Annotated in this window: 13 protein-coding genes; 8 read left to right on the top strand and 5 right to left on the bottom strand. The window is 72.0% G+C overall.

The genetic code is table 11. The annotated features are described in order from the left end of the window. Positions 1 to 9: 9 nt before the first annotated feature. Together RM704_RS02825 and RM704_RS02820 are read right to left on the bottom strand one after the other, a co-directional pair. Positions 10 to 771, bottom strand: a complete 762-nt coding sequence (locus tag RM704_RS02825) for an IclR family transcriptional regulator (RefSeq protein WP_033531764.1) — start codon at positions 769 to 771, stop codon at positions 10 to 12. Beyond that, a complete protein-coding gene (locus RM704_RS02820; RefSeq protein ID WP_052146488.1) occupies positions 768 to 1886 on the bottom strand; it encodes a sugar kinase in 1119 nt (372 codons plus the stop codon). Before RM704_RS02820 ends, RM704_RS02825 begins: the two co-directional genes overlap by 4 nt. Positions 1887 to 2025: 139 nt before the next feature. Between RM704_RS02820 and RM704_RS02815 the strand changes: the two genes are divergently transcribed. After that, a complete protein-coding gene (locus RM704_RS02815) occupies positions 2026 to 3306 on the top strand; it encodes an amino acid deaminase (protein ID WP_033531762.1) in 1281 nt (426 codons plus the stop codon). A gap of 32 nt (positions 3307 to 3338) precedes the next feature. Beyond that, positions 3339 to 4961 carry an N-acyl-D-amino-acid deacylase family protein gene (locus RM704_RS02810; protein WP_033531761.1) on the top strand — a complete coding sequence of 541 codons (1623 nt, stop codon included), beginning with the start codon at positions 3339 to 3341 and terminating at the stop codon, positions 4959 to 4961. Positions 4962 to 5082: 121 nt separating this feature from the next. Here RM704_RS02810 and RM704_RS02805 read toward each other — a convergent pair whose 3' ends face one another. After that, positions 5083 to 6012, bottom strand: a complete 930-nt coding sequence (locus RM704_RS02805) for a trypsin-like serine peptidase (protein WP_033531760.1) — start codon at positions 6010 to 6012, stop codon at positions 5083 to 5085. Positions 6013 to 6200: 188 nt separating this feature from the next. Continuing rightward, a complete protein-coding gene (locus RM704_RS02800; protein ID WP_157856807.1) occupies positions 6201 to 7130 on the bottom strand; it encodes a hypothetical protein in 930 nt (309 codons plus the stop codon). Between the two features lie 268 nt (positions 7131 to 7398). Here RM704_RS02800 and RM704_RS02795 point away from each other — a divergent pair, with 268 nt between their 5' ends. The 6 genes from RM704_RS02795 to RM704_RS02770 all read left to right on the top strand — a co-directional run bounded on the left by RM704_RS02795 (position 7399) and on the right by RM704_RS02770 (position 13821). Further along, positions 7399 to 8610: a pyridoxal phosphate-dependent aminotransferase gene (locus RM704_RS02795; RefSeq protein ID WP_033531758.1), complete on the top strand. Its 1212-nt coding sequence runs from the start codon at positions 7399 to 7401 to the stop codon at positions 8608 to 8610. 100 nt (positions 8611 to 8710) lie between these two features. Beyond that, the gene (locus tag RM704_RS02790; protein ID WP_033531757.1) at positions 8711 to 9154 is read left to right on the top strand and encodes an SCO4983 family protein; all 444 of its coding nucleotides are present in this window, start codon (positions 8711 to 8713) and stop codon (positions 9152 to 9154) included. A gap of 203 nt (positions 9155 to 9357) precedes the next feature. Beyond that, on the top strand, positions 9358 to 10431 hold the full coding sequence (locus tag RM704_RS02785; RefSeq protein WP_033531756.1) for a substrate-binding domain-containing protein: 1074 nt from the start codon (positions 9358 to 9360) through the stop codon (positions 10429 to 10431). 21 nt (positions 10432 to 10452) lie between these two features. Beyond that, positions 10453 to 11646, top strand: coding sequence for a toxic anion resistance protein (locus RM704_RS02780; RefSeq protein WP_033531755.1), 1194 nt, complete (start codon positions 10453 to 10455; stop codon positions 11644 to 11646). Then, on the top strand, positions 11643 to 13232 hold the full coding sequence (locus tag RM704_RS02775; RefSeq protein WP_033531754.1) for a substrate-binding and vWA domain-containing protein: 1590 nt from the start codon (positions 11643 to 11645) through the stop codon (positions 13230 to 13232). The genes RM704_RS02780 and RM704_RS02775 overlap by 4 nt, the downstream gene beginning before the upstream one ends. A 4-nt stretch (positions 13233 to 13236) precedes the next feature. After that, on the top strand, positions 13237 to 13821 hold the full coding sequence (locus RM704_RS02770; RefSeq protein WP_033531753.1) for a hypothetical protein: 585 nt from the start codon (positions 13237 to 13239) through the stop codon (positions 13819 to 13821). Between the two features lie 134 nt (positions 13822 to 13955). Here the strand turns inward: RM704_RS02770 and RM704_RS02765 are convergent, their stop codons facing one another. Then, positions 13956 to 15116 carry a hypothetical protein gene (locus tag RM704_RS02765; protein WP_033531752.1) on the bottom strand — a complete coding sequence of 387 codons (1161 nt, stop codon included), beginning with the start codon at positions 15114 to 15116 and terminating at the stop codon, positions 13956 to 13958. Positions 15117 to 15148 lie beyond the last annotated feature (32 nt).

The following is a 15148-nucleotide window of genomic DNA, read 5'->3' as shown; positions in this document are numbered from 1 at the left end:
CCTTGTCCGTCATACGGGGTCTGACGTGGGGGTTCTGCCGGAGTACTCGCCACTGATCGCGTCCGCGGTGCGGCGGACCAGCGGGAGCAGGGTGAGGAGTTCGTCGGCGGTGACGACGACGTTGGGCGCCGAGACCGACATCGCGGCGACGACCCGGCCGTCGGCGCCCCGGATGGGCGCGGCGACGCAGTTGATGGACTCCTCGTGGCCGCCGAGGTCGGTGGCCCAGCCCTGTTCGCGGACCCGCGCCAGTTCCTTGAGGAAGGCGGCGGCGTTGGGGGTCGAACGGGACGTGTACAGGGGGTAGTCGAGCTTCTCCGCGAGGGCGCGGCGCTCGGCTTCGGGGAGGTCGGCGAGGCACAGCTTGGCGACGGCGGCGACCGTGAGGGCGACCGGCTTGCCGATCCGGGAGTACATGCGGACCGGGTAACGGCTCTCCACCTTGTCGATGTAGAGGACCTCGTTCTCCTCGTGGACGGCGAGGTGGACGGTGTGGCCGCACTGCTCGTTGAGGCGGACCAGATGGGGGTGGGCGATCTCGCGGATGTCCAGGTTCTCCACGGCTTCCTGGGCGAGGGCGAAGAGGCGGGCACCGAGGCGGTAGCGCTGGTCGGACTGGCGGTAGACCAGGCCGTGTTCGTGGAGGGTGCGCAGGAGGCGCAGGGCCGTGGACTTGTGGACGCCCAGGCGCTCGGCGACCTGGCCGAGGTCGGCGGGGCCCTCGGCGAGCAGCGGCAGGATGCTGAGCGCGCGGTCGACGGTCTGGCTCATGGGGTGTGTACCTCCTCCTCGTCCCGGTCCGGTACGTCGGTCCAGCCGGGGGCGAGTCGAAGTCTCCCCCACGCGGCGTCGTCCAGGGCGGCGAGGCGGTCGGCGTGGTCCCGTCGGGGCGGGGTGGCGAGGTCGCCGTGGACGGTGAGGGCGGCGGCCGCCATGAGGTGGCCGTGCCGGAGGCGGTCGCGGGCGGGGAGGCCGCGGAGGGTGGCGGAGAGCAGACCGGCGGCGAAGGCGTCGCCGGCGCCGACCGCGGCCGCGACGTGGACCGTGGGCGCGGGGGCGAAGGTGACGGTGTCCGTGGGCGCGGGGGCGAAGGTGACGGTGTCGCCGGGGGTGTGTTCGAACAGGGTGGCTCCGTGGGCTCCCTGTTTGACCACCAGGGTGCGCGGCTCCGGCAGGAGGGCCCGGATCGCCGTCGGGCCGCCGGTGACGTCCCAGACCTCCCGCGCCTCGTCCTCGCCGACGAACACGAGGTCGGCGCCGCGTGCCAGTTCGAGCAGGACGTGGGGGCCGTGGGTGTCGCGCCACAGGCCCGGCCGGTGGTTGACGTCGAAGGAGACCAGCGGGCGGTGGTGGTCGGGGCGTGGGGCCGTCAGCTCGCGGAGCAGGCGCAGGCAGTCGTCGGACAGGGCCGCCGTGATGCCGGAGAGGTGCAGGACGCGTCCGGCGCGTACCGCGGTGAGGTCCACGGTCCGCGTCGACATCGCCGAGGCGGCCGAACCGGCGCGGTAGTAGGCGACTTCGTGGGCGTCCGTGGCGCGGTCGCCGGCCGTGCGGAAGTAGACGCCCGTCGGGCGTCCGGGGTCACGGCCCACGGAGGTCACGTCGACGCCGTAGGAGCCGATCTCCCGCACCAGGTGGTCGCCGAAGGCGTCTGCGCCGACCCGGCTGACCCAGCGCGCCGTGTGGCCCGCGGCGGCCAGTACGCAGGCCACGTTGGACTCCGCGCCGCCGATGGACCGGTGGAAGGAGGGGACGTCGGCGAGGCGTCCGGGGCGGGTGGGCAGGAAGGTGACCATGGACTCGCCGAGCGTGACGACATCGACGGGGTCGACGGTGGCGTCGGCGGCGTTGTCGTCGTCGGGGCAACGGAGTCCGTCGGCGGTCACGATGGTGGGGCTCCTCGTCGCGTCGGCTGGGGGCGGGGCGGCGCCGTTGACCCGGCGCTGGCTGGGATGTTAGACAGCAGTGAGCGACATACGCAATGAACGTTGCACATGCTGCAACGTTACTCGTCAGGGAGATCCCATGGGTGTCGAGAGTGTCGAAGCGCTGGCCCGGCTGGCGGAGGAACGCGTCGACCACCGCTTCAAGGGCCTGCCGCCGGACGCCGACGGCCTGACGGTGGCCGAGCTGGTCGCGCAGCGGCGGAACCTGTTCACCGGCGGGTTCACCACCCCCGTGCTCGCCCTCTCCGCCGAGCGTCTGGAGCACAACCTGGCCCTGATGGAGACCTACTCCGCGCGCCACGGCCTCGCCTTCGCCCCGCACGGCAAGACGTCCATGGCGCCGCAGCTGTTCCGGCGGCAGATCGAGCGCGGCGCCTGGGGCATCACCCTCGCCGTGCCCCACCAGGTGCGCGTGGCAAGGGAGTTCGGCATCGAGCGGGTCTTCCTCGCCAACGAGCTCGTCGACCCGGCCGCCCTGCGCTGGATCGCCGACGAGCTGGCGGCCGACCCGCGCTTCCGCTTCGTCTGTTACGTCGACTCCGTGCGCGGTGTCGAGCTGATGGACGCCGCGCTGCGGGGCTCCGCGCGTCCCGTGGACGTGGTCGTGGAGCTGGGCGCCGGTGAGGGCGCGCGCACCGGCGTGCGCACGGAGGCCGAGTGCGCGGTGGTCGCGGACGCGGTGGCCGGGGTCGGCACCCTGCGCCTCGTCGGTGTCGCCGGGTACGAGGGCGAGGTGCCAAACGCCGACCCGGAGCGGGTGGGGGCGTGGCTGCGCCGGCTCACCGCGCTGGCCGCCGAGTTCGACAAGGCGGGGCGGTTCGCGGGGCTGGACGAGGTGATCGTCAGCGCGGGCGGCAGTGCCTGGTTCGACGCGGTGGCCGACGTCTTCGCCGAGCTGCCCGAACTGTCGGTGCCCGTGCTGAAGTTGCTGCGGTCCGGTGCGTACGTCTCGCACGACGCCGGGCACTACCGCCGGATCACCCCCTTCAACCGGATCCCCGAGGAGGGCGCCCTGGAGCCCGCCTTCCGGCTCTGGGCCCAGGTCGTCTCCCGCCCCTCCCCCGAGCAGGCCTTCGCCAACGCGGGCAAGCGCGACGCCGCCTACGACCTCGGTCTGCCGTCGGCGGAGGTGGTGCGGGACGCGGGCACGGGTGCGGTCCGCGACGCCGTCGGCGTCACCGTGACGGGACTGTCCGACCAGCACACGTGGCTGCGCACGGACTCCGGCACGGAGGTGGAGGTCGGCGACTGGGTGGGGCTGGGGCTGTCGCACCCGTGCACGTCGTTCGACAAGTGGAAGCTGATCCCGGTGGTGGAGGCGGACGGGACCGTGACGGACTACGTCCGTACGTACTTCTGAGGCCGGCCTCCGACTCCTGAAAGGTGACCCCCATGGACGATCTGCTCTTCCGTGACGCCGAGGTCGTGGACGGCTCCGGCGACCCCTCCTACCGCGCCGACGTGGTCGTGGCGGACGGCAGGATCACGTCGATCGTCAAGGAGGCGGCCGCGGCGGGGTGTCAGCGGCCGAGGGCCCGGCGGGAGATCGACGCCGAGGGCCTGGTCCTGGCCCCCGGCTTCATCGACATGCACGCCCACAGCGACCTCGCGCTCCTGCGGGACCCCGAGCACACCGCGAAGGCGGCCCAGGGGGTGACCCTGGAGGTCATCGGCCAGGACGGACTGTCGTACGCGCCCGTCGACGACCGCACCCTCGAAGAGGTCCGCCGCGCGATCACCGGCTGGAACGGCTACGGCGAGGACGTCGACTTCACCTGGCGCTCGGTCGGCGAGTACCTGGACCGGCTCGACCACGGCTTCGACGGCGAGGGCATCGCCGTGAACGCCGCGTACCTCGTACCGCAGGGGACGGTGCGGATGCTCGTCGTGGGCTGGGAGGACCGGGAGGCGACACCCGGGGAACTGGACCGCATGCGGGAGCAGGTGGCGGCGGGGCTCGGGGAGGGCGCGGTCGGGATGTCGTCGGGGCTGACCTACACCCCCGGCATGTACGCCAAGGACGCCGAACTCACCGAGCTGTGCCGGGTGGTGGCGTCGTACGGCGGCTACTACTGCCCGCACCACCGCTCGTACGGGGCGGGCGCGCTCCAGGCCTACGAGGAGATGGTGACCCTGACCCGCGAGGCCGGCTGTGCCCTGCACCTGGCCCACGCCACCATGAACTTCGGGGTGAACGAGGGCCGGGCGCCGGAACTCCTCGCGCTCCTCGACGACGCGCTCGCGGCGGGCGCGGACATCTCCCTCGACACCTACCCCTACACCCCCGGCTGCACGACCCTCGTCGCGGTGCTGCCGAGCTGGGCGGGCGAGGGCGGCCCCGAGGCGGTCCTCGCGCGACTGCGGGACGACGACACGGCCGAGCGCGTCCGGCACCACCTGGAGGTCGTGGGCTCCGACGGCTGTCACGGCGTGCCCGTCGAGTGGGACACCATCGAGATCTCGGGCGTCACCGACCCGGCGCTGTCGTCCTACGTGGGCCGGACGATCGCACGGTCGGCGAAGGCGCACGGCGAGGAGCCCTGGGTGACCGCCCGTCGGCTGCTCGTCGAGGACCGGCTCGGCTCCACGATCCTCCAACACGTCGGGCACGAGGAGAACGTGCGGACCATCATGCGCCACCGCGTGCACACCGGCGGCTCCGACGGCATCCTGCGCGGGGACAAGCCGCATCCGCGCGCCTACGGGACGTTCCCCCACTATCTCGGCCGGTACGTGAGGGAGTTGGGCGTGCTCTCCCTGGAGGAGTGCGTCGCCCATCTCACCTCACGTCCCGCCGCGCGGCTGCGCCTCGCGGACCGGGGACTCGTCCGCGAGGGGTACCGCGCCGACCTGGTCCTCTTCGATCCGGCGACCGTGGCCGCCGGATCGACCTACGAGGCCCCCCGCACCCTGCCCACCGGCATCCCGCACGTCCTGGTCGACGGCCGCTTCGTCATCGAGGACGGCCGGCGGACGGACGTACTGGCGGGCCGGACGATCCGGCGGGGCGCCTGACCGGCGCCCGCGCCCCGTCGGGGTCTCGGGGAGTGCGCGGGGCCCCCACCGGCCCGCCGACGAGCGACGGCCTTCGGGGCCCCGTGGGGTCTCGACGGCCCGGCCCTCCCCGGGCGGAGCGCTACGGCTTCGGGAGGACGCAGCCGGTGGCGGAGAGGTCGAGCTTGTTGTCCACGCCGAAGCAGGCGGGGACGTGCCAGGTCTGCTGGGCGTAGTTGATGCCCTGACGGACGGTCACGGTGCCGTTCGCGTCGACCTCGCAGGGGTTGTTGAGGGTGCAGCGCTCGCCGCTCTCGTTGCCCGTGTTGTTCACGCCGACGACCTTGTTGGTGGCGACGTTGACCACCGGGGAGCCCGAGGTGCCGCCGATGGTGTTGCAGGCGGAGGTGTAACGGATGGAGTCCTTCCAGGTCCAGTCACCCTCCTTCAGGCGGTACGCGAACCCGTCGACACCGCAGGTGTAGATCCGCTTCCAGTACCCGGAGACGACACTGATGGCCGTGCCCGCGGCCGGGCGGGTGGTGTCGTAGACGAGCGCGTCGATGCCGTACGTGCTCTTGATCTGCGCGTACGTGGTGGTGAGCTGGTACACCGCCATGTCCGTGTCGGTCATCGTGCCGTACGCGATCTTGCTGGCCCGCAGGGTGCCGACGCGGGTGCCGGCGGAGTTGAGCAGGCCGAACGTGCGCGTGGAGGCCCGGTCGACGATGACCTGTCCGGGGGTCGGGAAGCCGGTCTCCAGACAGTGGCCGTTGGTCATCACCAACGCCGGGTCGTTGTCCTCGGAGTCGGGCATCCGGACGACCGAGCCGGAGCAGTTGCTGAGCGAGACGGTGCCGGCGAAGTTGACGGCCTGGACCGCCGGGGCCGGGGCCGCGAGGTCCGTGACGGTCTTGTTCGCCGTGTCGACGACACTGCCGACCACGGTCTTCACGGCCGCGTCCGCCGTCTTTCCGGGCGCCGCCGCCGGTTCCGGCGCCGCGACCGCCGGTGCCGCGCCCGCCCCGGTGATCACCAGGGCGAACAGCGAGGCAACGAGAGGCTTTCTCATGTGGGGGTCCCCTCACTACAGCTACATGGCTGCGTGGTGGCAGAAGATCTTCCGGCCACCGCAGTTTGTCATGCGCATTGTGAGGGCGATGTGGAGGACGGGCAAGGAGTTGGTTCCGGCCGCGTGATCTTCGGCCAGGGGGTGGGGGGGTTGAGCCGGTGGAGGGGCCGGACGGGAGCGGCCCGCGGCTACTTGGGGTCCTTCGTCGCGCCCTGGCCCCTGCCCTTGCCCTTGGAGTTGCCCCGGGACGAGGAGGTCTCCGTGGCGGAGGAGCCGGTGGACGGCGGGGCGGAGGTCGCGGTGGGGGACGGGGAGCCGGACGGCTCGTCGCTGGTGGCTGTCGAGGACGGGGACAGGGAGGCCTCCGGCGAGGAGTCGCCTGGCGACGTCTCGGCATCCGGGTCGGAGGTTCCGCCGGCTGTCGGGGTGGCCGCGTCCGCGTCGCCGGAGCGGTCGTCGGCCGTGGCGGACGAGACGGGTTCCGGGGCGCCGGGCCCCTCCTGCTCCGAGGTGCCGAGCCCTGCCAGGCCCGCCGTCACGACGCCGACGAGCACCGCGGCGCCGATCCCGCCCGCCACCAGCGCGCGGCGCCTGCGGGCCCGGCGCCGGCCGAGCGTGCTCCGCCGCCCGTCGACCGGCCGCGCCCGCCGCCCGGCCCTGCCCCCCACCGCTTCCGGGTGCCCTGCCGCGCGCGGTGCGAGACTGCCGTACGGGGCAGGGCCGCCGTAGGGCGCGCCGTCTTCATAGGGCGCGCCGGGCTCGTACGGCGCGCCGGGCTCGTGCGGCGCACGGCCCTCGTAGGGGGCGCCGTCTCCATGGGGCGCGCCCTCCGTGTACGACGCGCCCTCCCCGTACGGCACGGTCGCGACCACTCCTGCCCCGTCGTCCGGCCCGCGGCGTGCCGCCTTTGGACGGCCCCCGTCCGGGCCCGGGGCGGCCGGCACGATCTCGTCCAGCTGGACCGTGTCGTCGTAGGCGTTCTGCCAGCCGTGGGCGGCGGCCGGGTCCGCGAAGATCTCGTAGGCCGGGGTGGAGTCGGGGTCACCGACGGGGAGGTACACGTTCGGCGGTGTCCCGGCGTCGGCCTCGTTCTGGTCCGGCCCGTGCGCGCTGTCCACGCCGCCCACCCCATTCATCGCGTTCCGCTGCCTTCGTGTCGAGGGCCGTTCGCCCAAGCCTCATGGGCCGTACGCCCAGGTCTCAGCGGCGTACGGCCGGTTCCGTGCGGTCGGCGGCCGTGCGGTGGGGGATCGGCCGGACCTGCTCGCGGATTGTAGAGAGGAGGAGACCGGGGGAACAGCGGCGGGGCATTTCGGGGTAATGCGACCGTCCCACGTGGTGGAAAACACGGCCCGGAACGCGTTACCGGGCCGTAAGCTCACGGACATGCAGGTGATCCAGTCGACCAAGCTCGCCAACGTCTGTTACGAGATCCGGGGCCCGGTGCTCGAGGAGGCGATGCGGCTTGAGGCGGCGGGGCATCGGATCCTCAAGCTGAACACCGGCAATCCGGCGGCGTTCGGCTTCGAGTGCCCGCCCGAGATCCTGGAGGACATCCTCCGCAACGTGTCGTCGTCCCACGGGTACGGCGACGCGAAAGGCCTGCTCGCCGCGCGCCGGGCGGTCGTCATGCACAACCAGACGATCGGCATCGAGACGGACGTCGAGCACGTCTTCATCGGCAACGGCGCCTCCGAGCTGATCGTGATGGCGATGCAGGGCCTGCTCGACGACGGCGACGAGGTCCTCGTACCGTCCCCCGACTACCCGCTGTGGACGGCCGCGGTCTCCCTGTCCGGCGGCACGGCCGTGCACTACCGCTGCGACGAGCAGTCCGACTGGATGCCGGATCTCGCGGACGTCGAGCGGAAGGTCACCGACCGCACCAAGGCGATCGTCATCATCAACCCGAACAACCCGACGGGCGCGGTGTACGACGAGGCGATGCTGCGCGGGCTGACGGACATCGCGCGCCGCCACAACCTGCTGGTCTGCTCGGACGAGATCTACGACAAGATCCTCTACGACGGCGCCACGCACACCCCGACCGCCGCGATCGCCCCCGACCTGCTGACCCTCACCTTCAACGGCATGTCGAAGGCGTACCGGGTGGCCGGCTACCGGGTGGGCTGGATGGCGATCTCCGGGCCGCGCGCGCACGCCGACTCCTACATCGAGGGCCTGACGATCCTCGCGAACATGCGGCTGTGCGCGAACATGCCGGGGCAGCACGGGGTGGTCGCCGCGCTCAGCGGACGGCAGACGATCAACGACCTGGTGCTGCCGGGCGGGCGGCTGAAGGAGCAGCGGGACGTCGCGTACGACCTGCTCACCCAGATCCCGGGCGTCTCGTGCGTGAAGCCGAAGGGGGCGCTGTATCTGTTCCCGCGCCTCGATCCGAACGTCTTCAAGATCAAGGACGACCGGCAGATGGTCCTCGACCTGCTCCGGCAGGAGAAGATCATGGTCGTGCAGGGCACCGGCTTCAACTGGGCCGAACCCGACCACTTCCGGGTCGTGACGCTGCCGACCGTGGGCGACCTGCGGTCCGCGATCACCCGGATCGGGAACTTCCTGGACGGGTACGGGCAGGCCTGACACCGCGCGTCGAGTACGGCGAACCGGGGCTTTCGGACCTCGCTCAACTTTAGACAGAATCTAAGGTAGAGTGGTGGTCCGAGAGCTTGGAGGCCATCCCATGTACGAGCCGATCCGCACCAAGTCGGTCCACACGATGGCCGGCACGACCTCCTCCGACTTCCCTCATCGCTCGCGTGAGGAAGAGCTGGACATCCAGCTCGCGGGCCATCTGGCGGCGCTGCTGGCGGCGACCGACGCGCTCCGCGCCCTCGCCCCCTCCGCCGACCTCGACACCGCCGCGGAGCGCCTCGCCGCGCAGGTCGCACGGCTGCGGGGTGGGCGCCAGCCGGTACGGTCCGCCCCGGTCGCCGCCGACGGGCGGGAGGCCGGCGAGCTCCACCGCCGCGCCCACGCCCTCGCGGGCCGCGCCCTCGTCGTGGCGGCGTCCCGCGCGGACACGGCGGCGGCGATCCTCGCGGCCGAGCGCATGGACGCTCACGCGGCAGCCGAACGAGCGCTCTCCACCACGGAGCCGACCTCGCGCGAGCTGGCGGCTCGCTGAACCAGGCCCGCGCCCCTGAGAAGCACGGGGCGCAGCCTCTGCTTCTCAGGGGCGCGGGGAACTGCGCGAGAAGCCTCACGCACCCGCACCCGTAAACGCGCCCCTCCCCCCCCCGGCGGCCGTGGCATACCGGGACCACCGCTTCATCCCCCGTTCACCGCCCCGCACCAGGAACGTTGGGTTCCGCCGAGCACTCTCCAGATGTGAGACGAATCGCAGGAATCGTCCTCGCGGTCCTGCTGATCGGCGGCGTGGTGGCAGCCGTCGTGGCGGGCCGGCAGACCGAGGACTCGGGCACGGCAACGAAGACCGTGCGAGGCGTGATCGGGTCGGAGAAGGCGGAGTTCTTCGCCGACCCGGAGGTGGTGAAGGCCCTGGCCGCCCAGGGCTACACCGTGAAGACGGAGACGTCGGGATCCTGGGCCATGGACGGCCTCGATCCGAAGGGGTACGACTTCGCCTTCCCGTCCAGCAAGGCGCCCGCCGACGAACTGGCCGAGAAGTACGGCGTACGCGAGCCGCTGCCGCGCCCCTTCTACTCGCCCCTCGTCGTGGTGGCCCACCGAGGCGCCGCCGACGTGCTGCGGCAGAACGGGCTGGCCACCCTCGACGAGGGCCGGGGCGTCCTCGACATGGGCGCGTATCTGAAGGCCGCCGAGGACGGGCGGACGTGGCAGGACCTCAAGGGGGCGGGCAAGTACGGCGAGTTGAGGGGACTCCTCTACATCGCGACCACCGACCCGACCACCTCCAACTCGGGCGCGCTCTACCTCGCCGCCGCCTCCGACGTCGCCAACGGCGGGCGGGTGGTCGCGAACGAGGACGACCTGAACCGGACCGCACCCCTCCTGCGCGAGCTGATCAGTGTGCAGGGCGCCCAGCAGCCGAGCACCGACGCGGCGTTCCGCGACTTCGTCAGCGGAGTCGGCAATCCGCTCGTACTGGTCTACGAGTCGCAGGTCGCGGCCCTGCTGACGGAGGGCCAGAGCGTCGACGACCTGGTCGTCCTCTACCCGGACACCACCGTCTTCAGCGACCACACGGTCGTACCGGTCACGGACGAGGGACGTGCGCTCGGCGAACTCCTCTCCACCGACCCGACGTTGCGCGAGCTGGCCGCCCGGCACGGGTTCCGGCCGCAGGGCGCGGCCGCCGAGTTCACGGCGGCGACCGCCGACCACACCACCTATCTCATGCAGAAGCTGACCGTCCGGCAGGCGCCCGTGCCCACCTCCGAGGTGCTGCACGAGATGGCGCGCCGGGCCAGGGGCCAGTAGGACGACGGGGGAACACCACAGATGAACATCGACGACAGCGAGGGCGGCAACGCCTTCACCCTCACCCCTCCCGAGCCGGTCGCGGCCGTGCCCCGGGAGAAGGCCGGCGGACTGGTACCGGTCGAGGAGTCCGTGCGGACGGACATGGCCCGCAGGGCCGAGGAGTACGTACAGGGGCTCGCCGCCCTCGACGCCCGCTCCCCGGAGTTCGCCGGCCGGGTCGGGGAGATCACCGCGCTCGGCGCGGGCGAGATGCGGACCGCCGCCGCACAGTCCAACCGGATGCTGGAGCGGACCGTGCGCAGCCTGCCCGGCAAGGGCGGTGACGCGCAGTCGCAGGTCGCGGGCTCGCTCGTGGAACTGCGCCGGGTGGTGGAGGACCTGGACCCGCGTGATCTGCCGGCGAGCAAGGGGCGCAAGCTGCTGTCCCGGCTGCCCGGCGGCAACAGACTGCGCGACCACGTCGCCAAGTACGCCTCCGCCCAGGGCACGTTGAACAAGATCGTGGGCTCCCTGCGGGGCGGCCAGGACGAACTGCGGCGCGACAACGCCGCGTTGCAGACCGAGCGGGTCCGGCTCTGGGAGACCATGGGCAAGCTCCAGGAGTACGTCGTCCTCACGGAGGCCCTGGACACGGCCGTCGAGGCGCACATCGCCACCCACGTCGACGCGGCGGATCCGCAGCAGGGCGACACCCTCCGCGCCGACGTGCTCTTCCCGGTCCGGCAGAAGCACCAGGACCTGCTCACCCAGCTGGCCGTCTGCGCCCAGGGTTATCTGGCCATGGACGTCGTACGGCGCAACAACGAGGAGCTGATCAAGGGCGTCGACCGGGCCGCGACGACCACGGTCTCGGCACTGCGCATCTCCGTGATGCTCGCCTCCGCCCTCGACAACCAGAAGAAGGTCGTCGACCAGGTCAACGCGCTGCGCGGTACGACGGAGGATCTGATCCGGGGCAACGCGGAGATGCTCGCGGGCCAGAGCGGCGAGATCCAGCGCATCGCCGCCGACCCGGCCGTCGGCGCGGAGACGCTCCGCTCGGCGTTCCAGCAGATCTACCGCACCCTCGACGCGATCGACACGTACAAGGTCCGGGCGACGGAGACCATGGCCGCGACCGTCGAGTCGCTGACCTCCGAACTCCAGGACGCGTCACGGTACCTGGAGCGGAGCAGGTCGCAGGGGGCGCTGGAAGGGGGTGGCCTCGCATGAGAAACGGAACCGGGAGCGGGCGTGCGTGGACCCACGCCGCCCACCGGGCCGCGGCCGCCGCCGTCGCCGTCGCACTCGCCTGGGTGACCGTCGGGTGCACCTCGCCCACCGAAGCCCCGGCCGCCGCACCGACCACCTACGTCCCCGGCACCCTCCGCATCCTCGCCTCCAGTGAACTCACCGACATGAAGCCGGTGTTGGCGCAGGTGGAGAAGGACACCGGGATCAAGGTCCGGCCCACCTACATGGGCACCCTCGACGCCGTCGAGCTGCTCGCCGAGGGTCGGGCGAAGGGCTCGTACGACGCGGTGTGGCTGTCCTCCAACGACTATCTGCGGCTCCGCCCCGAGACGGCGAAGCAGGTCGTGTCGGAGACCCCGGTGATGTCCAGCCCGGTCGCGATCGGCGTGAAGAACGAAACCGTGGAGAAGCTGGGCTGGAAGCCGGAGGACGTCACCTGGTCGGACGTGGAGAAGGCCGTGGCGGACGGCAGACTGACGTACGGCATGACCGACCCGTCCCGTTCCAACTCCGGTTTCTCCACCCTCGTCTCGGTCGCGTCGGGTCTCGCCGACGCCCAGTCCGCGCTGACGGACGCGGACGTCGCACGGGCCGCGCCCCGGCTGAAGGAGTTCTTCGCGGGGCAGAAGCTGACCTCGGGATCGTCGGGCTGGCTCGCGGCGGCGTACGACCGGCGCGGTGACGTCGACGCGCTCCTCAACTACGAGTCGGTGCTGGAGTCGCGCGGGGACCTGACGGTGATCCGGCCGCGCGACGGCGTCGTCACCGCCGACTATCCGCTCTCCTCGCTCGCCTCCACCGGCGAGGACGTCCGGGACGACGTGCGCCGGCTCTCGGACGCCCTGCGCACCCCGGACATCCAGCGGCTGATCACCGAGCGGACGCTGCGCCGCCCGGTCGTCGCCTCCGTGCCGCCCGCCGCCGGCCTCGACACCACACGCCGCCGTGAACTCCCCTTCCCCGGCAGTCGTTCCGTCGCCGACGGCCTTCTCGACGCCTACGAGAACGAGCTGCGCCGACCGTCGCGGACCGTGTACGTCCTGGACACCTCGGGCTCGATGGAGGGCGACCGGCTCGACCGGCTGAAGACCGCCCTCACCGAGCTGACCGGCGACTTCCGGGACCGGGAGGAGGTCACTCTGATGCCGTTCGGGTCGGACGTGAAGAGCGTGCGGACGCATGTCGTACGGCCCGAGGATCCGAAGGCCGGACTCGACGGCATCCGTGCCGACACCCGGGGCCTGTCCGCCGGCGGCGACACCGCCATCTACACCTCGCTGCGCAAGGCGTACGAACACCTCGGCACCGGCGACCGGGACACCTTCACCTCGATCGTGCTGATGACGGACGGCGAGAACACCGAGGGCGCGAGCCCCGCCGACTTCGACGCCTTCTACGGCCGGCTGCCCGCCGCCCAGAAGCAGATCCCCGTCTTCCCGATCCTCTTCGGCGACTCCGACCAGGCGGAACTGAGGCACATCGCCGACCTGACCGGCGGCCGTCTCTTCGACGCCCAGCAGGGCTCACTGGACGGCGCCTTCGAGGAGATCCGTGGCTACCAGTAGATTCATGGCGTACGTCGAGTCCCGCAAGAACCTCACCGGCAGCGCCCTCGGGATCGCCGGGCTCGGGCTGACCTTCGCGGGGGTCGCGGGACCGTACTGGCCGGTCGTGGTCGTCGGGCTGTACGGCGCGGGCGCGCTGATCGCCCCGCCGGAGCGGCCCCCGCCGCCGGACTTCCCGGACCCGTCCGCCCAACTGGACGAGCTGCGCACCGACTTCGGCACCCTGCGCGCGTACCTCGCCGACATCGAACTGCCGCCCGCCGCGTCCGGCCGCCTCACCGAACTGACCGAACTCCTCACGGCCCTCCTCGACCCCGGCTGGGTCGCCGAGGTCCTCGCCCAGGACCCCGAGGGCGTCCACACCCTCTCCCGGGCCGTCCGTCAGGACGTCCCCGAGGCCGTCGACACCTTCGTCCGCACCCGCTGGTGGACCCGCCTGACCCCGGGCACGGATCCACCGGAGCGACACCTTGAACGCCAACTGGGCCTGCTGCAGGAGGAGTTGTCCGGCCTGGCATCAGCCCTGCGCGACACCGAGGCGCGTCGCCAGGAGTCACACACTCGCTATCTGGAGGAGCGGTCGGGGTAAGGGGGACGTGTGGGTGGGGGTGCGGTGTCGGGTGCGGGTGCGTGGGGGTTGCTCGCGCAGTTCCCCGCGCCCCCTAAAAGCGAGAAGCCCCACGCACCCGCACCCGACAACGCACCCAGAAGCCCCAGACCCCCTCATCCCACGCTGGCCAAAAGCACGATCAACAACACCACCCCCACCACCACAGCCAACACCTGCAACCCCGCGTACGGCGAAGCCGGCTCACCCGGCGGACGCGGCGGCACCGGGACCGAGGTCGGCCGGGGCCCGTTGAAGACGTCGTGGCCGGTGACGGCGGCCCGGGTGCACCAGGGGCAGGTCGGCAGATGGGAGCCGTAGGTGTGCAGGGGCCGTACCGTGCAGGCCCGCACCTGGCCGCGTTCCTTGTCGAGCGCCCGGAGCCAGGCCTCGGCCCGCGGCCGCGCGTCGGGGTCCTGGACGCCGGGTCCGAAGGCGGCCCTGGCGAGGGTGAGGAGTTCGGTCGGCAGGACGGACGGGTCGATCGTGCCGCGCGGGATGGTGACCCGGTCGGGGCGGACGACATAGCTGCAGCTCGCGGCGATGTTGTCCTTGACGGTCGACTCGGAGGCACTCTGGTGCGGCACCCCGCCGAAGGGGTGGTTGCCGGCGGTGAGCAGCTGGTAGACGAGGACGGCCAGGGCGAAGTCGTCGCTCTGCCGGGTCGCGGGGCCGCCCGTCTGGCGCTCGGGGGACGAGTAGTCGGTGGTGTGCATCAGGCACGGGAAGAGTTCGCCGGTGACCGGGTCGGTGAAGGCGATGGAGTCGCAGTCGAGGAAGGTCACGAACCCGTTGGCGTCGACGACGACATTGCTGCTGGAGAAGTCGCCGATGACGAGGTTGTCGTAGTGCATACGGGCCGTCATGAAGGCGAGGTTCCAGGCGACGCCGAGCAGGAACCGCCAGTCGGCCCGGTCCGGGAAGAGCTTGAGTCGCTGGACCCGGGTGAACAGGCCGACCAGCTGGACGTGTTGGGGTTCGCCGAAGCGGCGCATCGCGTAGCCGAGGAACTCGCCGTTCGCACCCCGGGCGATCGCGGTGGGCCAGGCCAGCTCCGGCGGCTGGCTGGCGTCCGTCGGGCGGGCGGCCAGCGGTGACATGGTCAGCATCCGGGCCAGCCGCCGTTCCTGGTCCGGCCCCGGTGTGTCCCGGTAGATCTTGACGACGATCCTCTCGTCCCCCTCCACCGGGAACACGGCCGCCTGACCACCCCCCTTCAACGGCAACTCGGCCAGAGTGACCCGCCTACCGTCGAGAAAGACCGTGCGGCCGCTCATGGCCGTACCTCCGAGTGTTCGTCGAGCCGGTC

Source organism: Streptomyces gottesmaniae, from assembly GCF_031845845.1.
In the GTDB taxonomy this organism is placed as follows: domain Bacteria; phylum Actinomycetota; class Actinomycetes; order Streptomycetales; family Streptomycetaceae; genus Streptomyces; species Streptomyces akebiae.
Note: the sequence above shows the minus strand (reverse complement) of the source record. Positions and strands in the feature narration are given on the sequence as shown.